This is a genomic window from Delftia sp. DS1230, assembly GCF_040112715.1.
Lineage (GTDB): Bacteria > Pseudomonadota > Gammaproteobacteria > Burkholderiales > Burkholderiaceae_C > Comamonas > Comamonas tsuruhatensis.
Window position 1 is genome coordinate 5054242 of record NZ_CP157763.1, and the last position, 22906, is coordinate 5077147.

Below are 22906 nucleotides of genomic sequence, written 5' to 3' on the forward strand. Positions count from 1 at the left end.
TCTGCGGCTAGGCGGGGACGGCTGCCATGGCGGCGATGGCCGCGCAGCTGTCGATGTAGTGGTCCGCCTCGCCCGCGTCCGCGAACCAGGGGAAGAAGGTGCGCGGGTCGTCGAAGCCGTTGGCAAAGGCGCTGGCCAGCGGTGCCAGCGTGCCCGCGCTGGCCAGCAGCTTGAGCACATGGGGTGGCGGTGGTGCCAGCAGCATGTTGGTCCACTGCGTGACCCATTGCGCATAGCCGAACCAGTAGCGGTCGAAGGTCTGCTGCATCCAGGCGGCGTCGAATGCGCCATTTCCGTCACCATTGCCGTCACGATTTCCGTCGCCATTGCCGCGCGCCAGGATGCTGCGCAGATAGGTGTCGGCGCACTTGGCCGCGTTGTTGGAGCCCTGGCCCGTGATGGGGTCGTTGAGCACCACCACGTCGCCCATGCCCAGCACCTTGCGCCCTGACGGCAGCGTGGCCACGGGCTTGCGCACCGTGGGGGCGAAGCGGCCCGCGAGGATGCCGTTGTCATCGGTCAGCGCAATGTCGCGGCAGCGCTCGGCCTCCCAGGGCACGAAGGTGTCGAGGATCCAGCGGCTGCGCTCCAGGTGCTGCTCCGGTGTCTTCACATCGCCCCAGCAGTCCATGGGGCCGCCGGGCACGCCCTCGAACACCATGATCTCGCAGGGGCCCGTGGTCGTCAGCGCCGGGAACACGAAGTACTCGCCCACACCCGGCAGCAGGTTGAAGGACACGGCGGAGAACGGCTCGCGCGGCTTCATGCCCGTCACATAGGTCAGCGCCAGCGCGCGCTGGGGCTGGTCGAAGCGCGAGCGATGGGCATCGCGCTCGAACAGCCTCGATATCTCGCCCTTGCCGCTGGCGACCAGGGTCAGGTCATGGCTGCGCGTGCATTCCTCCAGCTCGGCGATGCCCGCGTCCTTGAGCACCAGCTCGCCGCCCTGGCGGCGGAAGTCGTCCATCCATGCGGGGATCTTCAGGCGCTGGTCCACGGACTGCGCGCCCGCGTTCAGACGCGCCGCCCAGTCGATGGCCTTGTCGGCCTCTTTCCCGCCGTGCTGCGCCGGATGCGGCACGCACAGGCCGATGCCCTCGACCACCGGGCATTCACGCGACCAGTGGTCCAGGCCCAGGCCGCGCTCTATCTGCAGCGCGCTGTCGAACATGCACTGGCTGGACATGACCCGGCCCTGGGCGATGTCCTGCGCCGTGCGGTTGCTCAGTATCGTGACCTGATGGCCGGCGGCCAGCAGGCCCAGGCCCAGTTGCAGGCCCGACTGGCCGGCTCCGACGATGGCGATTTTCTTCATGGCTGTCTCCTTGCGGCTCCGTGTCCGTACTGCGTACTAGTCCATCAATTGGGGAATGGCGGCCACGGCGCGCTCGGGCCCCATGGCGCCGTAGCCGCCGTCCACCGCATAGTCGGCCCCCGTCACGAAGCTGGCATGGTCCGAGCACAGGAACAGCACCACCTGCGCCACCTCGTGCGGATCGCCCACGCGGCCCAGCAGGTGAAAGGGCGCGGCCACGCGGTCGGTCTTGGCGCGGTCGCCGCCACTGAGCCGGTCCATCACCGCCGACCAGGTCCAGCCCGGGCAGACGCTGTTGACGCGGATGCCATCGGCCGCCAGGTCCATGGCCATGCTGCGCGTGAGCTGCTTCATGGCCGCCTTGCTGGCCGGGTAGAGCCAGCGCCCGGTCTGCGCCGCTTCCGAAGAGATGCTGGTGAAATTCACCACGGCCCCGCCACCGGCGGCCACCATGTGCGGGTGCACGGCCTGCAGCATGGCCACGGCGCTGGCCACGTTCACGTTGAACGAGGCCAGCCAGTCGGCACGCGGCGACTGCAGGCCTTCGTCTACATACGAGCAGGCCAGGTTGACCAGGATGTGCACGCCGCCGTGCCGGCTGCACGCCTGCTGCACGCAGGCGGCGACCTGCGCGTCGTCGGTGATGTCGGTGCGCACGAAAAGCGCGCCCTCGCCCAGCGCATCAGCCAGCACCTGGCCGTTGTCGGCATCAATGTCGGCAATGACCACCTTCACGCCGGCCGCGTGCAGCGCACGCACCACGCCGGCGCCTATCAGGGTGGAGCCGCCGGTGACGATGGCGCTTTTGCCTTCGAGTCCCTTGAACATGACGCTTGTTCTCCCGTGTGGATGCCAGGCCGGGCTGGCCTGTGCAGCACACGTTACGGGGGGCCGGGCCGCGCAGGCATCCGGCAAGCGCAGGCACTGTCCCTGGCGCGCAGAAATTGGCTCCCGGGGAATGGTCCGAATTGTGGGAGCGGGTGGTTTTTGCTACGTTCTGCGCAGCCTATGGAACACGCCATGCACACACCGCTGCCGCTGCAGCGCTACCGGCTTTTCGAGAGCCACGACATGGACGAGGCCCGCGAAAGCGTGGCGCGCGTCTTCTGTCCGCATGGCCTGGGCATGCTGCGCCCGCGCGCCGAGCTGGATGCCTGCCACCACAGCGCGCCGCTTTCCCGCAACGTCAGCCTGAACTATGTGCAATACGGCCCCGGCGTGCACATCGAGCCCGGCTACCTGCGGGACTTCTTCCTGCTGCAGATTCCCCTGCGCGGCAGTGCCGAGATCCGCTGCGGCGCGCAGCAGGTGGATGCCACGCCGCGCCTGGCCTCCCTGCCCTCGCCGACCGAGCCGCTGTCCATGCGCTGGGCCGACGACAGCCCGCACCTGATCGTGCGCATGGCCCGCCCGGCCCTGGTGGCGCGGCTGGAGGCGCTGCTGCAGGCGCCCGCAGGCCGGCCCCTGGTGTTCGATCTGGGCGTGCCGCTGGACCAGCCGGCGCTGGCACCGCTGGTGCATTTCATCGACTGCCTGCGGCACACGCTGGATGCGGGCAACGCCCTGCAGGCCACGCAGGCGCTGGCCCGGCATGCGGAGGAATACCTGCTGACCAGCCTGCTGATGTCGGCCACGCACAGCCACAGCCGCGCACTGGCCGGGGACAGCCGGCGCAGTCTGCTGCCGCGCGGCGTGCGCAAGGCCCAGGAGTACATGCAGGCCCATGCCGACCAGCCCCTGTCGCTGGCCGATGTCTGCCGCGAGGCCGGCTGCAGCGCGCGCACGCTGCAGGCCGCCTTCCGCCAGCACGCGGGCATGGGGCCCATGGATTTCCTGCGCCAGCTGCGGCTGGACCGCGTGCGCGCCGAACTCCAGGCAGCCAAGGGCCCGGGCGCCGCAGCCGGCTCAGGCGTGCGCGATGTGGCGCAGAAATACGGCTTCCTGCACCTGGGCCACTTCGCGGCCCAGTACCGCAGCCGCTTCGGCGAGCTCCCGTCCGAGACGGCGAGCCGCCGCGTGCAGGCCTGAGGGCCTGCCTTTGCCGGTTCAGCCCCGGCCCACGAAGGGCATCTTGGTGGCCATCACCGTGTGGAACAGCACGTTGGCCTCCAGCGGCAGGCTGGCCATGTAGAGCACGGACTGGCCCACCACATCCGCGTCGATCAGCGGCTCCACCGCGATCTCGCCATTGGCCTGGGGCACGCCCTTGGCCATGCGCGATGCCAGCTCGGTCATGGCATTGCCGATGTCGATCTGGCCCACGGCGATGTCGTAGGCACGGCCGTCGAGCGCAGCGGTCTTGGTCAGGCCCATGACGGCATGCTTGGTGGCCGTGTAGGCACTGGAATTGGGGCGCGGCGCATGCGCGGAGATGGAGCCGTTGTTGATGATGCGGCCGCCGCGCGGCGACTGGTCGCGCATGGTGCGAAACGCCTGCTGCAGGCAATAGAACATGCCGTTGAGGTTGACATCGACCACCTCGCGCCACTGCTCGGGCGTCCAGTCCAGGAAGGAGCCGGGCGGATTGCCCCGGCCCGCGTTGTTGAACAGCAGGTCCACGCGCCCGAAGCGTTGCACCGTGCGCGCGAACAGCTGCTCCACGGCAGCCGGGTCGCTGACATCGGTGGCAATGCCCAGCATGCGCTCGCCTGCGCCGTACTTTGCCTGGGCCTCGGTGCAGGTCTCATCCAGCGGCGCCTGGCGGCGGCCCGCCACCACCACCTGGTAGCCCGCGCCCGCCAGGGCCAGCGCCACGGCCTTGCCCACGCCGGTTCCTCCGCCCGTGACCACGGCCGTCTTTGCGTTCTTCATCTCCATTGCTTGTCCATCCTGTAGTGCATGTGTTGCAGCCGCCGCCCGCGCACCGGTGGCGGGCGGCGCCGCTGCATTGTCGGCGACGCGCCGGGCCTGCGGACTGTGCCGCAGGCGACACCATCGCCGCACTGCGAACGAAGCTCAGGCAAAGCGCCAGGCAATGGAGCCCAGCGGCCCGTAGTCCACATGGAAGCTGTCACCGGCCTGGGCCGTGACGGGCCGCGTGAACGAGCCGGCCAGCACCACCTGGCCTGCGTCCAGCTGCTCATCCCATTGCGCGAGCCGGTTGGCCAGCCAGGCCACGCCCGTGGCCGGATGGTTGAGCACGGCGGCCGCCACGCCGGACTCCTCAATCACGCCGTTGCGCTGCAGCAGCGCCGACACCCAGCGCAGGTCCACCGCGTCGGGGCGCACGGGCCGCCCGCCCATGACGATGCCGGCATTGGCCGCGTTGTCGGCGATGGTGTCGCGCACCGTGCGCATGGCCTGGGTATCGCGGTCCTTTTGCTCGATGCGGGCGTCGATGATTTCCACGGCGGGCACCACCCAGTCGGTGGCGGCCAGCACATCGCACAGGGTGACGCCCGGCCCCTTGAGCGTGCGGCCCAGCACGAAGGCCAGCTCCACCTCCACGCGCGGAGCGATGAAGCGCGCAAAGGGAATGTCGCCGCCGGGCTCGAAGAACATGTCGTCCAGCAGGGTGCCGTAGTCGGGCTCGGTGATCTGCACGGCCTGCTGCATGGCACGCGAGGTCAGGCCGATCTTGTGGCCCCTGACCGTGCGGCCCTCGGCGCGCTTGAGCCGCATCCAGGCGCGCGAGATGGCGTAGCCGTCCTGCACCGTCATGTCCGGATGGCGGCGGGAAAAGTGCCGGACCTGCACCCGGCTTTTTTCGCTGGCGTGCAGCTCGGCCGCCAGGCTGTCTATGGTGTGTTGCGCAAGCATGGGCGGCCCTTCAGCGCGCGGCGGGGCCATCGTCGGCCCAGGCCAGGTAGCCGTCGGACACGCCCTGGCGCTGCATGGCATCCCACTGCGCCACCGAAGGCGTGGGCATCTGGAAGGCATCGCCCACGCGGCCATACCAGCCGGGGTTCTGCAGCCGCGCGATCAGCTCCATGGGCGCGGGGTCGAAGTACATGAGCTCGCCATCGACCACGGCCGCATCCATGACATGGGCGGCCAGCACGTCGGCCAGCACCAGGCTGCGCACGCCGTCGATATCGATGATCTGGCGCACGCGGCACTCGAAGGACGCAGGGCTGTCCACGATGCGCGGCGCCTTCACCCGCCGTGCATCGCCCAGGACCAAGCCGGCCTGGGCCGACTCGTCCACCTGCGCGCCGAACTCTATGGCCGTCACCGCCATGCGGCGCGCCAGCGGCTCGGACACCAGGTTCACCACGAACTCGCCCGTGGCCGCGATGTTGCGCGCCGTGTCCTTGAGCACCCCCTGGCGCGAGCCGATGCACACGCACAGCAGCGGCGGATCGCCCGACATGGCGTTGAAGAAGGAAAACGGCGCGACGTTGACCGTGCCGTCCCCGTCCACCGAGCTGATCCAGGCGATGGGACGGGGCAGAACCAGGGAGTGCAGGATGTTGCTGCGCTGCTCGCTGTTGAGCGATTGCATTTCAAAGTACATGGGATTCCGGAGGGGAAGGGAAAAAGGGAGGGCGTCGCGTCACTCGTTGCCGGCGCGCGCCGCGTCCTGCTCGGCCTGGGCGATGCCCGGGGCGCGCGCATTGGACTGGTGCAGTTCCACCAGGTTGCCGGCCGGGTCGCGCAGGAACAGCTGCTTGAGGCTGGGCGATGCCACGTTGTCCAGCGTGAAGTAATCGACGCCGCGCGCCTGCAGCTCCTGCTCGGCGCCGAGGATGTCGTCCACGGCCAGCGCGATGTGGTTGGACACGGGGTCCTTGCCCGGGCCCTGCGCATAGCGCGACGGCCCCTCGCTGCCGAGGATGTGCAACTGGCTGCCGTTGGGCAGGTTGATCCAGGAGCCGTAGATGCCGGGGATCTTCCAGCGCGCGGCGTCCTGGGGCAGGTTCAGCACTTCGCGGTAGAAGTCGAGCATGGCATCGGCCTGGGCGTGGTTGACGCCGAATCCGACATGGTGGAGTTCAAGAACTTTGATGGGCATGGGATGTCCTTGCAGATTTGTGTGCCGCCAAATAATACGCTTAACGTACTATACACAAAGCGTAATATATGAAAGCCGTAAAATCAACCGCCCTTTCTTCTCCCTGCTTCAACCCGCCTTCAACCCGGTTTCACACGCCTTCACCCGCTTCCATCCACTCCCATGAGTCCGCGCAAGACCGCTGCCGCACCGGCCCCCGATTCCACCCCCCTCGCCAACGCCCCCGAAGCGCTGCGCCCGCACCTGGCCCTGATGGCCGAGACCGCGCAGCCCGGCACCGACACGCCGGCCGCCGGCCTGGGCCTGCTGCTGCTGTGGCTGGCCGACGATGTGGAGCAGCGCGCCAACGCATCGCTGCAGGCGTTCGGCCTGTCCGAGAGCAAGCTCGACGTGCTCATGATCTTCGGCCTGGCCGAGCGCGGGCTGCTGGGCGACACGGTGGTCACGCCCTCCTATATCGCCAGCTACGTCGGCGTGACGCGCTCGTCGGTGACGGGCCTGCTGGACTGGCTGGAAAAGCGCTCGCTGCTGGCGCGCAGCCTCAGCCAGGAAGACCGCCGCAGCTTCGACCTGGCGCTCACCGACCAGGGCCGCGAGGTACTGGCCCGCGCGCTGCCGGCCTTCTGGCGCATGTGCGAGTCGCTGGTCGACTACCTGGACGAGGGCGAGCGTGCCAGCCTGCAGTCCATCCTTTTCAAGGCCTGGACGAGGATGAAGGCGCAACAGGGCGCTTGAGCCTGGGAGCGCGGCAGGCTGCCCTGGCTGCCGCAAGCCTGCGCAGCCGGCACGGTGCCATATTTCGCGCGGGCATAAGCTCAATCTTGCCTGTGCAAAATTTCCTTTGCGATCAATGCCTTGCGCCGCGCATGGCTCGCTATAAGGAAATGTGAATTCCGTCGTGGTGCGCGCCGGGGCCGGGTGTTGCAATGCCTTCAGAGGCCATGCCGGCAGGCGCCATGTGGGCGCCGGCGCCGGGCCTGGCCGAGCTGGAGGAACCACGCCTTGCCCACGCGCAGAAACACATTGCTCTGGTCGCTCGCCGCCACGCTGGCGCTGCCCGGCCTTGCGGCGGCCGCCGCGCTGAAGATAGGCGTCACGCCCGGCTCGCTGGCCGACTCCGTGGAGGTCGCCGCCAAGGAGGCGCGCGCCCAGGGGCTGGACGTGCAGGTCATCGAGTTCACCGACTGGACCACGCCCAACACGGCGCTGGCGGCCGGCGACATCGACCTCAACTACTTCCAGCACCAGGCCTTCCTGGACAACGCCATCCGCGAGCGCGGCTATGCCTTCACCAGCGTGGCCACGGGCCTGCTGCCCAACATCGGCCTGTACTCGCTCAAGACCCAGCGCTTTGCCGACCTGAAGGAGGATGCGCGCGTGGGCGTGGCCAATGACCCCGTCAACCAGGGGCGCGGCCTGCTGCTGCTGGAGAAGGCCGGCCTGATCCAGCTGCGCGAAGGCAAGGGCCCGCGCGCGGGGCTGGACGACATCGTGTCCAACCCGCGCAGGCTGCGCTTTGTCGAGATCGAAGGGCCGCAGCTGGTGCGCGCGCTGGACGATGTGGACCTGGCCCAGGGCTACCCGGCCCACTTCGTCAACGCCGGGCGGCCGCAGGTGGCCGGCAATGCGCTGCTGTATTCGGGCATTGACGACCTGTACTACGCCATCCGCTTCGTCTCGCGCCAGGACAACGCCCGGGACCCGCGCATTGCGCAGTTCGTGCGCATCTACCAGACCTCGGGCGCCGTGCAGGCGCAGATCCACAAGTCATTCGCTGCCAACGACAGGCTGTACAGCCTGCCGTGGCGCAAGCCGTAACGCGGCCCCTTCCTGCCTTTTCGAAACCTTTTTTTCCGGAGAACCCGATGAAGCTTTCCCGTGCCCTGATCGCCCCGCTGGCCGCCCTGGCCCTGTTCTCCGCCCACGCTGCCGACAAGCTGCGCATCGGCGTGGTGCCCGGCGCCTACGCCGACTCGGTGGCCGTGGCCGCCAGGGAGGCCAAGGCCCAGGGCATCGATGTGCAGGTGGTGGAGTTCACCGACTGGACCACGCCCAACGTGGCCGTGGACTCGGGCGACCTGGACATCAACTACTTCCAGCACCAGCCCTTCCTGGACAACGCCATCCAGAAGAACGGCTACAAGCTGGCCAGCGCGGGCACGGGCATCCTGGCCAACGTGGGCCTGTACTCGCTCAAGCACAAGGCCATCGCCCAGGTGCCGCAGGGCGGCAAGGTGGGCATTGCCAACGACCCCGTGAACCAGGGGCGCGGCCTGCTCTTGCTGCAGAAGGTGGGGCTGATCAAGCTCAAGCCCGGCGTGGGCTACCTGGGCAGCCTGGACGACATCGTCGAGAACCCCAAGAAGCTCAGCTTCGTCGAGGTCGAGGGGCCGCAGCTGGTGCGCATCACGGGCGACGTGGACATCGCCCAGGGCTACCCGCACTTCATCGTGGCGGCCAAGGCCTTCGATCCGTCCAGCGGGCTTGCATATTCGGGCATCGAGGATGCGCGCTTTTCCATCCAGTTCGTGGTCAAGGCCAACCGCACGCAGGACCCCGTGGTGCAGAAGTTCATCCGCATCTACCAGAACTCCGATGCGGTGAAGGCCGAGGCCCAGCGCGCCTTCTCCAACGACAAGCGCCTGTACAACCTGGCCTGGGTCAAGCCCTGAGCGGCGCGGGGAGGACTTCAGCCATGTCAACCAGCATTGCAGCCAGGCAGCCCCTGGCGGACAGGCCGGCCCACGAGGCGGACAGGCCGGCCCATGAGGCGGGCAGGCGCTCATCGGCAGCGGCCGGCACCGCGCGGGAATCCATCCGTGGACCCGGCGCCGTGGCCTTCAGCCGCGTGGCCAAGACCTACCAGTCTTCGGCCGGGCCCGTACAGGCGCTGGACGCGATCAGCCTGGAGATCGCGCCGGGCAGCATCTTCGGCATCATCGGGCGCAGCGGCGCGGGCAAGTCCAGCCTGCTGCGCACCATCAACCGGCTGGAGCAGCCCAGCAGCGGCCAGGTGCGGGTCGACGGCGTGGACATCGGCACGCTGGACGAATCGCAGCTGGTGCAGCTGCGCCGGCGCATCGGCATGATCTTCCAGCACTTCAACCTGCTGTCGGCCAAGACGGTGCATGACAACGTGGCCCTGCCCCTGCAGGTGGCGGGCCTTCCGCGCGCACGCATCAATGCGCGGGTCAATGAGCTGCTGGCCCTGGTGGGCCTGCAGGAGAAGGCAGACACCTATCCGAGCCGGCTGTCGGGCGGGCAAAAGCAGCGCGTGGGCATTGCCCGCGCCCTGGCCACCGACCCCGAGATCCTGCTGTGCGACGAGGCCACCTCGGCCCTGGACCCCGAGACCACGCAGTCCATCCTGGAGCTGCTGCGCACCATCAACCGCAAGCTGGGCATCACCATCGTCCTGATCACGCACGAGATGAGCGTGATCCGCGAGATCGCCGACCGCGTGCTGGTGCTGGAGCAGGGCCGCATCGCAGAGCTGGGCGAGGTCTGGAAGGTCTTCGGCAACCCGCAGCACCCGGCCACGCGCGCCCTGCTGGCACCGCTGCAGCACGGCCTGCCCGACGACCTGCGCCAGCGCCTGCTGCCCGACGCGCCCGCAGGCCGCCACGAACGCATCCTGCAGCTGACCTACCGCGGCGAGGACGGGCTGGAGCCCGACTTCCCGCGCATCGCCCAGGCCCTGGGCGGCCGGGTGCGCCTGCTGCATGGCGGCGTGGACCGCATCCAGGGCCATGCCCAGGGGCAGCTGCTGATCGCGCTGGGCGGCGGCACGGCCGCGCATGACTGGCACACATTGACGCAGGGCCCGGCGGCCATTGCGCATGACATCAAGGATCTCGGATATGTCGCTGAATCTGTCCATTCCCATTGAGCGCTACGGCAACGCGCTGGCCGACACGCTGATGATGGTCGGCGTCTCGGGCGGCATCGCGCTGGCGGCGGGCATTCCGCTGGCGGTGCTGCTCATCGTCACCGCGCCCGGCGGCTTCCTGGCCTCGCCGCGCACGCACCGTGCGCTGGGCAGCGTGATCAACGGCTTCCGTGCCACGCCCTTCATCGTGCTGCTGGTGGCGCTGATCCCGTTCACGCGGCTGGTGACGGGCACCACCATCGGCGTGTGGGCGGCCATCGTGCCGCTGGCCATCAGCGCCACGCCGTTCTTCGCGCGCATCGTCGAGGTCAGCCTGCGCGAGGTCGATCCCGGCCTCATCGAAGCCGCCCAGGCCATGGGCTGCCGCAAGTGGGACATCGTGCGCCACGTCTACCTGCCCGAGGCCCTGCCCGGCATCGTGGGCGGCTTCACCATCACCCTGGTGGCGCTGATCAGTTCCTCGGCCATGGCCGGCGCCGTGGGCGCGGGCGGCCTGGGCGACCTGGCCATCCGCTACGGCTACCAGCGCTTCGACACCCAGGTGATGCTGCTGGTGATTGCCGTGCTGATCGCGCTGGTCACCGTGGTCCAGGTGCTGGGCGACCGCTACGTGCGCCGGCTGCGCAGCCGCTGACGCTGAAAACAGGCACCAAGCCTTTCCCTCCGGGGCCGCCGCCTGGCGGCCCTCTCCCCACCGACTCAGCAACGAGGCACGGAATGACCACACCGGATGCCCTGGGCGCAGCCTTGCCCGGCAACACACACCACACCCCGGGCGGGGCGCTGCGGCGCCTGCCCCTGCCGCCCTCCACTCCGCACCGCATCGCCAGCGAGGCCGAGGCCCTGCAGGCCGCCCAGGCCCTGGCCGATGAATGGCGCGCGGACGCAGCCGCCCGCGACCATGAGCGGCGCCTGCCCTGGCAGGAAATCGAGCGCCACACGGCCAGCGGGCTGGGCGCCATCACCGTGCCCCGCGCCTACGGCGGCCTGGGCGCCTCGTACGAGACGCTGGCCCAGGTCTTCGTCACGCTGTGCGCGGCCGACCCTTCGCTGGGCCAGATTCCGCAGAACCATTTCGCCGTGCTGCAGAACCTGCGGGACATGGGCAGCGAGCCCCAGAAGCGCCGCTGGTTCGCCGACGTGCTGGCCGGCCACCGCCTGGGCAATGCCGGGCCGGAACGCAAGGGGCGCGCGGCCCATGTGCTGGAGGCCACGGCGCGCCTGTCACGCGATGCCGCAGGCGGCCTGCGCGTCAGCGGCACGCGCTTTTACTCCACGGGCTCGGCCTTCGCGCACTGGGTGCCCTTCCGTGCCCAGGACGAGGAGGGCCGCATCGTGCAGGTCTGGGTGCGGCGCGATGCGCCGGGCGTGACCGTGTTCGACGACTGGGACTCCTTCGGCCAGCGCACCACGGCCAGCGGCAGCGTGCAGCTGGACCAGGTGCAGGTACATCCCGAGGACGTGGTGCCTGCCTGGCAGTTCGAGGCCACGCCCTCGCTGTCCGGCCCGGTGTCGCAGCTGATCCAGGCCTCCATCGACGCGGGCATTGCCCAGGGCGCGCTGCGCGACGCGGTGGACTTCGTGCGCGACAAGAGCCGGCCCTGGATGGACTCCGGCGTGGCGCGCGCCAGCGACGATCCCCACCTCATCCACGAGGTCGGCCAGCTGCAGATCGAGGTGGATGCGGCCTATGCCGTGCTGCTGGAGGCCGCGCGCACGCTGGATGCGCTGGCTGCAGCGGCGGGTGGCGCGGTGGACGAGCAGGCCAGCGCCCAGGCCTCGGTGGCCGTGGCCGAGGCAAAGATCCTCACCACCGAGGCCGCGCTGCAGGCAGGCGAGCACCTGTTCGCGCTGGCCGGCTCCTCGGCCAGCCGCGCCGCCCACCACCTGGACCGCCACTGGCGCAACGCCCGCGTGCACACGCTGCACGACCCCGTGCGCTGGAAATACCACCTGCTGGGCAACTACCTGCTCAACGGCGCCCTGCCGCGCCGCCACCAGTGGAACTGACCGCCATGACACAGACATCGACCCAAGAGCTGCAGGCCCTGGCCTCCACGCCGGGCAGCCAGCCCGCTCCCGCAGCGCCTCCGGCCCGGCCCGCCCACATCATCGGCAGCGAGGCCGAGGCGCTGGAAGCGGCCCGCAGTTTTGCCGCCCTCATCGCCCCCGGCGCGCTGGCGCGCGACCGCGACCGCCTGCTGCCCTGGCAGGAGGTGGAGCAGTTCAGCCAGAGCGGCCTGTGGGGCATCACCATTCCCCGGGAGTACGGCGGCGCAGGCGTGTCCACGGCCACGCTGACGCGGGCCATTGCCCTGATTGCGGCGGCCGATGGCAACTTCGGCCACATTCCGCAGAACCACTACTACTCGCTGGAAGTGCTGCGCGTGGGCGGATCACCCGCGCAAAAGGCCTTCTTCTATGACCGTGTGCTGCGCGGCGAGCGCCTGGGCAATGCGCTGGCCGAGATCGGCCACCGCGACTTCCAGCGCCGCACCCGGCTGCTGCGCGACAGCGGCGGCTGGTTCGTGCAGGGGCGCAAGTTCTATTGCACGGGCGCCCTGTTCGCGCACTGGATTCCCACCCTGGTCAGCGCGCAGGAAGAGGCGCCGGGGCACGGCGAGCGCATGTATCTGGTCTTCATCCCGCGCGATGCGGCCGGCGTCACCGTCACCGACGACTGGGATGGCTTCGGCCAGCGCGTGACGGGCAGCGGCTCGGTGCAGTTCGACCGCGTGCGCGTGGAGCCCGAATGGGTGGTGCCCTTCACCAGTTCCTTCGAGCGGCCCACCACCATCGGCCCCTTTGCCCAGATCATCCATGCCGCCCTGGACGCGGGCATTGGCCACGGCGCGCTGCAGGCCGCCCTGCCCTTCATCCGCGAGCATGCGCGGCCCTGGGTGGACGCGGGCGTGGCCAGCGCCACGCAGGACCCGCTGCTGCTGCAGCAACTGGGCAATGTCCACGTGCGCCTGCGCGCCGCCGATGCCCTGGTGGCCCGCGCGGCTCTGGCCGTGGACGCCGCCCAGCGTGCGCCCACGGACGACAGCGTGGCCGCCGCCTCGGTGGCCGTGGCCCAGGCCAAGGCGCTGAGCACCAGCGCCAGCCTGCTGGCCGGCAGCAAGCTGTTCGAGCTGGCGGGCACTGCCTCCACCCTGGCGGGCCAGGGCCTGGACCGCTTCTGGCGCAACGCGCGCACCCACACCCTGCACGACCCCGTGCGCTGGAAATACCACGCCGTGGGCAACTACGTGCTCAACGACATACGCCCGCCGCGCCATGGCGCGCTCTGACCTTTATCAACGACACAGGAATGCAATGATGACAACGACCTCCCCCACACTCTGGCCCCGGCTGGCCGCCTTCCTGGGCGCTGCCCTGCTCGCGGGCAGCGCCCTGGCCGCGCCCCTGAAGATCGGCGTGGTGCCGGGCATCTTCGCGGACTCGGTGGAAGCCGCCGCCAAGGAGGCCAAGAAGCAGGGCCTGGACGTGCAGGTGGTGGAATTCACCGACTGGGCCACGCCCAACGTGGCGCTGGACGCGGGTGATATCGACCTCAACTACTACCAGAACAGCAACTACCTGGCTAATGCAGCGCGCAGCAAGGGCTTCAAGTTCACCAGCGTGCAGGCGGGCATCCTGTCCTATCTGGGCCTGTACTCCACGCGCCACAAATCCCTGGCCGACCTGCCCACGGGCGCCAAGGTGGCCCTTGCCAGCGACCCCGTCAACGTGGGCCGCGGCCTGCGCCTGCTGCAGCACGCGGGCCTGATCACGCTGCGCCCCGACACCGGGCTGCTGGGCACCCAGGCGGACATCGTCTCCAACCCCAGGAAGCTGCAGTTCGTGGAGATCGAGGGCCCGCAGCTGGCCCGCACCACGCCCGACGTGGACCTGGCCCAGGGCTTTCCGTATTTCATCATCGCCTCCAAGGCCTTCGATGCCAGCAAGGGCCTGGCCTACACCAGCTACGAGGACGACTCCTGGGCCATCCAGTTCGTGGCCCGCAGCGACCGCGCGGCCGACCCGCGCATCGCCCGCTTCCTGGACATCTACAAAAACTCCGACGTGGTGCGCAAGACCATCCACGCCTTCTACCTGAACGACCAGAAGCTCTACCGCCTGGCCTGGTTGAAGAACTGACGCAACGGACTGCAGGACCCGCCCCATGACGCAAGCCAAGCGCCACATCCACGTCAACGCCTTCAACATGAACTGCGTGGGCCACATACACCACGGGCTGTGGACCCATCCGCGCGACCGCTCCACCGAGTACGGCACGCTGGCCTACTGGACCCACATCGCCAGGGTGCTGGAGGAAGGCCTGTTCGACGGCATCTTCATCGCCGACGTGGTCGGCTACTACGACGTCTACCAGGGCGGCGTGGACCTGACCCTGCGCGAAGGCATACAGTTGCCCGTCAACAACCCCTGGCTGCTGGTCTCGGCCATGGCGGCGGTGACGCGGCACATCGGTTTCGGCCTCACGGCCACCGTGGGCGCGCACCAGCCCTATACCTTCGCGCGCGACGTGACCACGCTGGACCAGCTGACCAATGGCCGCATCGGCTGGAACATCGTCACCGGCTATGTGGACAGCGGCGCGCGCGGACTGGGCCAGAACGGCCTGGCCGAGCACGACAGCCGCTACGACCGCGCCGACGACTTCCTGGAGCTTTCCTACAAGCTCTGGGAAGGCAGCTGGGAAGAGGGTGCCGTGATCGCCGACAAGGCGCGGCGCATCCACGCCCTGCCCTGCAAGGTGCACCCGGTGGTGCACGAGGGGCCGTTCTACCGTGCCAACGCCATCCACATGAGCGCGCCCTCGCCCCAGCGCACGCCCGTGCTGTTCCAGGCCGGCACCTCGCCGCGCGGGCTGCGCTTTGCAGGCCGGCATGCCGAGGGCATCTTCATCGGCGCGCGCACGCCCGAGGCCGCGCGCGAGGCCTCGCGCCAGCTGCGCCAGGCCGCCGTGGACGCTGGCCGGCGCCCCGAGGACATCAAGATCTACGCCGGCGTGGCCGTGGTGCCCGGCCGTACCGAGGCCGAGGCGCGCGAGAAATACGCCGACTACCTGGCCCACGCCAGCGCGGAAAGCGGGCTGGCCCACTTTGCCGCCAGCACCGGCGTGGACTTTGCGCAGTACGGGCTGGACGACCCCATCTCCTTCGGCAACACCAATGCCATCCAGTCGGCGGCCCAGGCCGCGCAGAAGCAGGGCTGGACCACGCGGCGCAAGCTGCTGGAGCAGTTCACGCTGGGCAGCCGCTACGCCACCATCGTGGGCGACCCGTCCCAGGTGGCCGACGAGCTGGAGCGCTGGATCGACGTGGGCGAGATCGACGGCTTCAACCTGACGCGCATCGTCGCGCCCGAGACCTGGGAAGACTTCGCCCGCCTGGTCGTGCCCGAGCTGCAGAACCGGGGCCGCTACCGCACCAGCTACGGCGACGACGCCACGCTGCGCCAGCGCCTGTTCGGCCAGGGCGACCGCCTGCCCGCCAGCCACGCCGCCGCGCGCTGGCGGCGTTGAAGTCCTTAGCCACCCTCCCCCACCGGCCCGTGGCCCGGCCCTGCCTTGCAGGCAGGCCGGGTTGGCGGGCCTTTGAATTTGCAAAGCCATGACCACCACCCTCCCCTGCGCCACCGAGCCTGCGGCCTACGCGGCGCCCGGCCCAACCACAGACGGCCCGGCCGATCCCGACGCGCCCTCGCTGCCATCCCTGCAGGCACGCTTTCGCCCTGTGTTCGACCGCATCGCCCAGGGTGCGGCCGAGCGCGAACGCACGCGCAGCCTGGCCCATGAACCCATCGCCTGGCTGCGTGACAGCGGCTTCACCGCGCTGCGCGTGCCGCGCCGCCTTGGCGGGGCCGGCGCCAGCGTGGAGCAGCTGTTTGCGCTGTGGACCGAGCTGGCCGAGGCCGACTCCAACGTCGCCCAGATCCTGCGCCCGCACTTCGGCTTTCTGGACCGCGTGCTCATCGACCGCGATGCCGCCACCCAGGCCCGCTGGCTGCCGCTGGCCGCGCGCGGCGCCGTGTTCGGCAATGCCACCACCGAGGTCGGCGCAGGCACCCTGGGCACGCTGCAGACCACCCTGGTGCCCGATGCGCAGCCCGGCTGGTGGCGGCTGGACGGGCGCAAGTTCTACAGCACGGGCACGCTGTATGCCGACTGGGTGACCGTGGTGGCGCGCGCGGTGGAGCCGGGCAAGGAAGACCAGACCGTGCACGCCGTCGTGCCCACCTCGGAGTCCGGCGTGCAGCGCTTCGATGACTGGCGCGGCTTTGGCCAGCGCCTGACCGGCTCGGGCACCACCGTGCTCAGCCAGGTGCGCGTGCCCGACGACGCCGTGATCCGCTTCCCGCGCGCCCAGCCCACGCCCCTGGTGGCCTATTTCCAGCTGGCCCACCTGGCCACCCTGGCCGGCATTGCCCGGGCCTTGCAGCGCGATGCCATCGCCTATGTGCAGGCGCGCCGCCGCGTGTTCAGCCACGGCAGCGCCACCCTGCCCAAGGACGATCCGCTGGTGCAGCACATCGTCGGCCAGCTGGCCGGCACGGCCTACATCGCGGGACTGGCCGTGGCCGACGTGGCCGCCGAGCTGGGCCGCATCGCGCGCGAGCGCGAGGCCGGGCGCCAGGTGCCGCTGCAGCAGCTGCATGCCCTGGAGCTGCGCACAGCCCAGGCCCAGGTGGCCGTGGTCGATACCGTGCTGCAGGCGGCCGCGCGGCTGTTCGAGGTGGGCGGCTCCAGCGCCCTGTCCGAAGACCTGGCACTGGACCGCCACTGGCGCAATGCGCGCACCCTGGCCTCGCACAACCCCGTGCTGTACAAGGCCCGCTCGGCGGGCGACATCCTGCTCAACGGCGCCGACCCCATCTATTACTGGCACGTGGGCGTGGCGGGAGTGGCGGGCGTGGCGGGCTGAAGGCCCTTGCGCGGCCGCGCTGCGCAGGGACGGGCGCAGCGGCCGTGCGCATATCGCCAGAACGCATTAGCACATGCCATGCGCCACAAAATTCCTTTCAGAAACAAGCACTTGCCAAGGCACCCAAACCGATAAGCAAATGCGTTAAGTTTCTTTCGCCATACCGGCGTTCGGCCCTGTAATGAAGGCATCCATCCCACCTCATCCGGGCTGGCAGTCTTCGCAAACCGCATGCCGCGCTGCCTCCTGGAACCCACGCCAAGGAGTTTCCATGAGCCGATCGCTGAAGACTGTCATCGTCAATGGCAGCCTGAGCCGCCCCTCCCGCACCCGTGTCCTGCTGGACGCCCTGCATGCCCGCCTGGGCCAGGAGCTGCCGCTGCAGGCACAGGTCATCGACCTGCTGGACCTGCAGCCCCACCTGGGCGCGGCCCTGTCCAAGAACGACCTGCCGCCGGCCACGCTGCAGGCCATCGAAGCCATCGAGCAGGCCGACTTCCTCATCGTCGGCGCCCCGGTCTTCCGCGCCAGCCTGCCGGGCCTGCTCAAGCACCTGTTCGACCTCATCGACCTGGACGCGCTGCAGGGCACGCCCGTGCTGCTGGCCGCCACCGGCGGCAGCCCGCGCCACGCCCTCATCCTGGACCACCAGCTGCGCCCGCTGTTCGGCTTTTTCTCGGCCCTCACCCTGCCCATTGGCGTGTACTCCACGCCCGAGGACATCCAGGACGGCCAGGTCCACAGCGAATCGCTGCGCCAGCGCATCGAGCTGACCGTGCAGCTGTCGGCCCCGGTGCTGCGCGGTGCGCTGCAGCAGCTGGTGCAGGCCCAAATCCAGGCCGAGGCACAGCCGCCTGTTCCCGAAGCCGCCGACCTGGCCCTGGCCGGGCAGCCCGCGTGAGCCAGGCACAGGCCGTCCCTGCGGACCCGATAGCCACTGCGCAGGATCTGGCGCAGCGCCTCGCCGCCACGGCGGCCCTGCGCGATGCCGCAGGCGGCACGCCCAAGGCCGAGCGCGATGCGCTGCGCGCCAGCGGCCTGCTGGCACTGAGCATTCCGCACGAGCTGGGCGGCCTGGGCGCGGACTGGGTGCAGACGCTGGAGACGGTGCGCATCCTCGCCACGGCAGACGGCTCGCTGGCCCATGTCTACGGCTTCCAGCACCTGCACCTGGCCACCGTGCAACTGTTCGGCCAGCCCGCCCAGTGGCGGCCCTGGCTGCTGCAGACGGCACGCCACCGCTGGTTCTGGGGCAATACGCTGAACCCTCTGGACCGTCGCACCACGGCCACGCGCCAGCCCGGCCACTGGGAGTTTTCGGGCAAGAAGAGCTTCACCTCGGGCGCGCTGGACTCGCAGATGCTGGTGGCCTCGGCCATCGATGCCGACAGCGGCCAGCTGCTGATCGGCGTGGTGCCCACGGAGCGCACGGGCATCACCTTGCTGCGCGACTGGGACAACATGGGGCAGCGCCAGACCGACAGCGGCTCGGCCCTGTTCGAGCGCGTGCGCGTGGAGGCGGCAGAGCTGCTGCTCGACCCCGGCCCGCTGTCCACGCCGCATGCCGCGCTGCGCCCGCTGCTGGCCCAGCTCATCCTGGCCCATCTGTTCCTGGGCATTGCCCAGGGTGCGCTGGAGCAGGCGCGCGGCTACACGCTGAACGAGGCGCGGCCCTGGTTCAAGTCCCCTGCCGATGCGGCCGGCGCAGACCCCCACATCCAGGCGCTGTATGGCGAGCTATGGGCCGCGCTGGAAGGCGCGCGCCTGCTGACCCTGCAGGCCGCGCAGCGCTTTGACGCCGCCTGGCGCCGGGGCCCGGCGCTGACCGCCCACGAGCGCGGCGAAGTCGCCGTGGCCGTGACGGCCGCCAAGATTGCCACCACGCGCTCGGGGCTGGACCTGTCCAGCCGCATCTTCGAGGCCACGGGCGCGCGCGCCACGCACGCGGCGCTGCGCTTTGACCGCTTCTGGCGCAACCTGCGCACGCAGACGCTGCACGACCCGCTGCACTACAAGCTGCAGGAGCTGGGCGACTGGGTGCTCAACGGAACCCATCCGCAGCCCAGCTTCTATTCGTGACGCCGCGCCATGAACACCCGTCTGCCCACCTGGCCGCCCGGCAAGTCCTCGGCAACACCTGCGCCCGTACCTGCGCCCGCGCCCGCAGCCTCTGCCGCGCACGATGACGGCGCCGCGCCCGCGCCGTGGATACTGCAAGACCCGGCCTCGCAGGCCCTGCTCAAGACCATGGGACAGGTGGCCGCCAGCGAGGCCGGAGTCCTCATCCTGGGCGACAGCGGCGCCGACAAGGAAATGGTGGCCCGCCACATCCACCGCCTGAGCCCGCGCCGCCACGGCCCCTTTGTCGCCGTCAACTGCGGCGCGCTGTCCGAGGCCCTGATCAACGCCGAGCTCTTCGGCCACGAAAGCGGTGCGCTGACGGGTGCCTTCGGCAACCTGCCCGGCCGCTTCGAGGACGCCCACGGCGGCACCCTGCTGCTGGACGAGATCGACGACCTGCCCCTGCACATCCAGAGCAAGCTGGTGCGCGTGCTGCAGGACAAGGCGGTCACCCGCATCGGCGCCAGCCAGCGCACGCCAGCCGATGTGCGTGTGCTCGCGGCCAGCAGCGTGCCGCTGCATACCAAGGTGGCAGCGCGGCGCTTTCGCGAAGACCTGTACTACCTGCTCGATGTCGTCACCCTCACCGTGCTGCCGCTGCGCCAGCGCCCGGCCGACATCCTGCCGCTGGCGCGCCACTTCATCGCGAGCTACTGCCAGCGCATGCGCTACGCGCCCATGGCACTGAGCCAGGACGCGCAGCGCAAGCTGCTGGAGCACGACTGGCCCGGCAACAGCCGCGAGCTGGAGAACGTCATCCACCGCAGCCTGCTGCTGACCCAGGGCATGCACATCGGCGCGGGCGACCTGCACATCGCCAGCAGCCAGGGCGAGCCCGATCCCGTCCCCACACGCGAGGCCGAACACGGCGCCCAGGCCGCCGCCGCCGAACTGGCCCTGGGCGAAGCGCTGGACAGCCTGTGCGACGTGCATGCCGAAGGCCTGGAGCAGCACGTGCTGGGCGCTCTGCTGCTCAAGGCCTGGCAGCGCAACCGCGGCAACCAGGTGCAGACCGCGCGCCAGCTGGGCATCAGCCGCAGCGTGGTGCGCGCGCGGCTGCAGCGCCTGGGCCAGGTGCCGGGCGAGGCCGCGCCACCGTCTTTTCCATCGTCCCCGGAGATCCCATGAGCCAAGACCCCCACGCATCGCCAGACATCTTCTGGTTCCTGCCCACCTCGGGCGACACGCGCTACCTCGGCACCTCCGACTTCGGCCGCGCCCCCACCAACGCCTACATGCGCCAGATCGCCGTCACGGCCGAGGAGCTGGGCTACGACGGCCTGCTGATCCCCACCGGCAGCTCCTGCCTGGACCCCTGGGTGGTCGCCTCCAGCCTGGTGCCCGTCACGCAGCGCATCAAGCTGCTGGTGGCCCTGCGCACCTCGCTGGGCGCGCCCGTCTCCAGCGCGCGCCAGGCCGCCACGCTGGACCAGGCCCTGGGCGGGCGCCTGCTGCTCAACGTGGTGCCCGGGGGCGATGCCACCGAGCTGGAGGCCGACGGCATCTTCCTGGCCCACGACGAACGCTATGCCTACGCCGATGAATTCCTGACCATCTGGCGCCGCCTGCTCGCCGGCGAGGCTGTGGACTTCGACGGCAAATACTTCAAGGTCAAGCAGGGCCGCAACTTCTTTCCCCCGGTGCAAAAGCCGCATCCGCCGCTGTACTTCGGCGGCTCCTCGGACGCCGCCCACGACCTGGCCTCGCGCCAGGTGGACGCCTACCTCACCTGGGGCGAGCCCCCCGCCGCCGTGGCCGAAAAGTTCGCCGACATCCGCCGCCGCGCCGCGCAGCAGGGCCGCCAGGTCCGCCTGGGCGTGCGGCTGCACGTCATCGTGCGCGAGACCAACGAGGAGGCCTGGGCCGATGCCGAGCGCCTGATCAGCAAGCTCACCGACGAGGACATCGCCCGCGCCCAGGCCGGCTATGCGCGCATGGACTCCGTGGGCCAGTCGCGCATGGCCGCGCTGCACGGCGGGCGGCGCGACCGGCTGGAGGTGGCGCCCAACCTCTGGGCCGGCGTGGGCCTGGTGCGCGGCGGCGCGGGCACGGCCCTGGTCGGCGACGCGGCCACCGTGGCCGAGCGCCTGCGCGAGTACGCCGCGCTGGGTGCGGACAGCTTCGTGCTCTCGGGCTACCCGCACCTGGAGGAGTCCATCCGCTTTGCCGAGCTGGTCTTCCCCCTGCTCGGCAAGCGGGCCGTCACCACCAGCGACCAGGCCCAGACCGGCGGCGCCTTCGACATCCGCAGCATCCAGCGCCGGCAGTCTGCATCGTGAGCCGCCCCCGGGCTTGCGCCTTGTCAGACCGCAAGACCCCGCAGGCAGCTCGCCCGCTCAAGCCCCCAGATGTTTGACAGCAGCTGCCGGGCACGTCCCGCGCCGGCGACGGGAGCGGCAAGCTCCATGAACTTGTCCTCCAGCTCCCCATCCGACAACGGCAGTTCGGGATCGCCCTTGCGATCGGGCTGCAACCAGACATGGCGGCGTCCATCCCTGGCAACGATTTCCAGGCGCGCCGATCTCTTTCCCGGGAAGGCCCTATCGATTTGCGGGTCCACCGAGACCTGGACGCGCTCGAGCATCGCGCGCACGGCGGGATCGGCCAGGCGCTCGGGGGTGTAAGCGGACATTCGCACGCTGCCATGGACCAAGGCCGTCGCCACCACGAACCGGAGACTGAAGCGCGCTTCGTTTTCGGTCACGGGATCGGTGTAGCAGGCGATATCCAGGGCCGGGCCATAGGTGGCCACGGCCACGCTGCAGATGTCGTCCGCCCGCAGGGCATGCTGGCTGCGCAGAGCCAGCGCGGCGTCGATGGCCGCAAAGGTATGGCCGCAGCCGACATGGTTCTTGAAGGTGAGCCGGGTGATGTGGAAGTCCCTGCCCAGCGTGTCCCCGATGCCTGACCAGTCCGGTCCGTCGCTGACAGCGCGGCCCAGGCCCGACTCCCCCTCCAGCACATCCAGCGATCCCGTCACCCCCCTGTGCGCGAGTTGCGCAGCCAGCAGGCCGGCCTCCGCTGCGCGCCCGGCATGCAGGGGCTTGGACATCGAATCCATGCGGAATGCCTGCTGCAGACCCGCAGAGAAGGTGGCCGCCGTGGCCAGTGCATGGGCGAATGGCCCTGCATCCAGCCGCAGCGCATACCCTGCGGCCGCCGCTGCCCCGAAGACGCCCACGGTGCCGGTGTTGTGCCAGAAGCGGTAGTGGGCCCGGCCCAGGGTCACGCCGATGCGGGTGGAGACCTCATAGCCCAGCACCACGGCACGCAGGAATTCCAGGCCACTGGCCCCTGCCTGCTGGCTTGCCGCCAGCGCCGCCGCAATGGTTGCGGCCCCGGGGTGGTACATGGCATCGCGGAAGCTGTCGTCCACCTCGGCGGCATGGGCCGCCGAACCGTTGAACAGTGCCGCCGCCCGCGCCGTGGCCATGCGGCCGTTTCCAAGCCGGCAGGACCCGCGGTCCAGGTCCTCGGCAAGCACCTGCTCCAACTGTGCAAGAGGGGCCGCGCCAAGCCCCGGGAACAAAGCGGCATACCAGTCGATCACGGCACGCTTGGCATGGTGGATGACGGTTTCGGGAAGCTCGGTACGGTGGTATTGAGCGGCAAACTGCCCGAACACTTCGGTCGCATGCATGCGTGGTCTCCTTGGATTGGCCCTCAATGAGGCCGTCTTTTTTTGGAAGAAATGT

At 69.9% G+C, this 22906-nt stretch carries 22 protein-coding genes; 15 read left to right on the forward strand and 7 right to left on the reverse strand.

The features are described 5' to 3' along the window. Positions 1–7 precede the first annotated feature (7 nt). Complete coding sequence (locus tag AAN986_RS22820) at positions 8–1315, reverse strand: styrene monooxygenase/indole monooxygenase family protein (RefSeq protein ID WP_047217972.1); 1308 nt, start codon at positions 1313–1315, stop codon at positions 8–10. Positions 1316–1351: 36 nt separating this feature from the next. Beyond that, complete coding sequence (locus tag AAN986_RS22825; protein ID WP_012203717.1) at positions 1352–2143, reverse strand: SDR family oxidoreductase; 792 nt, start codon at positions 2141–2143, stop codon at positions 1352–1354. Positions 2144–2335: 192 nt separating this feature from the next. Between AAN986_RS22825 and AAN986_RS22830 the strand changes: the two genes are divergently transcribed. Beyond that, positions 2336–3343 carry an AraC family transcriptional regulator gene (locus AAN986_RS22830; RefSeq protein ID WP_016449087.1) on the forward strand — a complete coding sequence of 336 codons (1008 nt, stop codon included), beginning with the start codon at positions 2336–2338 and terminating at the stop codon, positions 3341–3343. Between the two features lie 18 nt (positions 3344–3361). Here the strand turns inward: AAN986_RS22830 and AAN986_RS22835 are convergent, their stop codons facing one another. The 4 genes from AAN986_RS22835 to AAN986_RS22850 form a co-directional block, all read right to left on the reverse strand. Next, a complete protein-coding gene (locus AAN986_RS22835) occupies positions 3362–4132 on the reverse strand; it encodes an SDR family oxidoreductase (RefSeq protein ID WP_046238849.1) in 771 nt (256 codons plus the stop codon). A gap of 138 nt (positions 4133–4270) precedes the next feature. After that, positions 4271–5074, reverse strand: a complete 804-nt coding sequence (hpaH, locus tag AAN986_RS22840) for a 2-oxo-hept-4-ene-1,7-dioate hydratase (protein ID WP_026062081.1) — start codon at positions 5072–5074, stop codon at positions 4271–4273. A gap of 10 nt (positions 5075–5084) precedes the next feature. Beyond that, positions 5085–5771, reverse strand: coding sequence for a flavin reductase family protein (locus tag AAN986_RS22845; RefSeq protein ID WP_046986902.1), 687 nt, complete (start codon positions 5769–5771; stop codon positions 5085–5087). Between the two features lie 39 nt (positions 5772–5810). Next, complete coding sequence (locus AAN986_RS22850; protein WP_012203712.1) at positions 5811–6269, reverse strand: VOC family protein; 459 nt, start codon at positions 6267–6269, stop codon at positions 5811–5813. Between the two features lie 162 nt (positions 6270–6431). On the opposite strand from AAN986_RS22850, the gene AAN986_RS22855 reads away from it, so the two are divergent. The 14 genes from AAN986_RS22855 (at position 6432) to ssuD (ending at position 21490) form a co-directional block, all read left to right on the forward strand. Then, positions 6432–7004 carry a MarR family transcriptional regulator gene (locus AAN986_RS22855; RefSeq protein ID WP_016454129.1) on the forward strand — a complete coding sequence of 191 codons (573 nt, stop codon included), beginning with the start codon at positions 6432–6434 and terminating at the stop codon, positions 7002–7004. A gap of 267 nt (positions 7005–7271) precedes the next feature. Continuing rightward, the gene (locus tag AAN986_RS22860; protein ID WP_047217973.1) at positions 7272–8087 is read left to right on the forward strand and encodes a MetQ/NlpA family ABC transporter substrate-binding protein; all 816 of its coding nucleotides are present in this window, start codon (positions 7272–7274) and stop codon (positions 8085–8087) included. 47 nt (positions 8088–8134) lie between these two features. Continuing rightward, positions 8135–8941 (forward strand): MetQ/NlpA family ABC transporter substrate-binding protein, encoded by an 807-nt coding sequence (locus AAN986_RS22865; RefSeq protein ID WP_016449092.1) that lies wholly within the window; start codon positions 8135–8137, stop codon positions 8939–8941. Between the two features lie 23 nt (positions 8942–8964). After that, a complete protein-coding gene (locus AAN986_RS22870; RefSeq protein ID WP_349335490.1) occupies positions 8965–10158 on the forward strand; it encodes an ATP-binding cassette domain-containing protein in 1194 nt (397 codons plus the stop codon). Beyond that, positions 10130–10792, forward strand: coding sequence for a methionine ABC transporter permease (locus tag AAN986_RS22875; protein ID WP_012203707.1), 663 nt, complete (start codon positions 10130–10132; stop codon positions 10790–10792). The genes AAN986_RS22870 and AAN986_RS22875 overlap by 29 nt, the downstream gene beginning before the upstream one ends. Positions 10793–10875: 83 nt before the next feature. Next, positions 10876–12168: an SfnB family sulfur acquisition oxidoreductase gene (locus AAN986_RS22880; RefSeq protein WP_047217975.1), complete on the forward strand. Its 1293-nt coding sequence runs from the start codon at positions 10876–10878 to the stop codon at positions 12166–12168. 5 nt (positions 12169–12173) lie between these two features. Next, complete coding sequence (locus tag AAN986_RS22885) at positions 12174–13451, forward strand: SfnB family sulfur acquisition oxidoreductase (protein ID WP_349335491.1); 1278 nt, start codon at positions 12174–12176, stop codon at positions 13449–13451. 25 nt (positions 13452–13476) lie between these two features. After that, a complete protein-coding gene (locus tag AAN986_RS22890; protein ID WP_349335492.1) occupies positions 13477–14301 on the forward strand; it encodes a MetQ/NlpA family ABC transporter substrate-binding protein in 825 nt (274 codons plus the stop codon). A 25-nt stretch (positions 14302–14326) separates the two neighbouring features. Then, entirely contained in the window at positions 14327–15691 is a 1365-nt protein-coding gene (locus AAN986_RS22895) for an LLM class flavin-dependent oxidoreductase (protein ID WP_047217977.1), read from the forward strand. Between the two features lie 88 nt (positions 15692–15779). Further along, complete coding sequence (locus tag AAN986_RS22900; protein WP_047217978.1) at positions 15780–17090, forward strand: acyl-CoA dehydrogenase family protein; 1311 nt, start codon at positions 15780–15782, stop codon at positions 17088–17090. 271 nt (positions 17091–17361) lie between these two features. Continuing rightward, positions 17362–17991, forward strand: coding sequence for an FMN reductase (msuE, locus tag AAN986_RS22905; protein WP_016453782.1), 630 nt, complete (start codon positions 17362–17364; stop codon positions 17989–17991). Beyond that, positions 17988–19169, forward strand: a complete 1182-nt coding sequence (locus tag AAN986_RS22910; RefSeq protein WP_047217979.1) for an acyl-CoA dehydrogenase family protein — start codon at positions 17988–17990, stop codon at positions 19167–19169. The genes msuE and AAN986_RS22910 overlap by 4 nt, the downstream gene beginning before the upstream one ends. A 9-nt stretch (positions 19170–19178) precedes the next feature. Then, the gene (locus AAN986_RS22915) at positions 19179–20339 is read left to right on the forward strand and encodes a sigma-54 dependent transcriptional regulator (protein ID WP_047217980.1); all 1161 of its coding nucleotides are present in this window, start codon (positions 19179–19181) and stop codon (positions 20337–20339) included. Further along, positions 20336–21490 (forward strand): FMNH2-dependent alkanesulfonate monooxygenase, encoded by a 1155-nt coding sequence (gene ssuD, locus AAN986_RS22920; RefSeq protein WP_046988041.1) that lies wholly within the window; start codon positions 20336–20338, stop codon positions 21488–21490. Before AAN986_RS22915 ends, ssuD begins: the two co-directional genes overlap by 4 nt. 23 nt (positions 21491–21513) lie before the next feature. Here ssuD and AAN986_RS22925 read toward each other — a convergent pair whose 3' ends face one another. Further along, the gene (locus AAN986_RS22925) at positions 21514–22851 is read right to left on the reverse strand and encodes an MmgE/PrpD family protein (protein ID WP_349335493.1); all 1338 of its coding nucleotides are present in this window, start codon (positions 22849–22851) and stop codon (positions 21514–21516) included. Between the last annotated feature and the right edge of the window lie 55 nt (positions 22852–22906).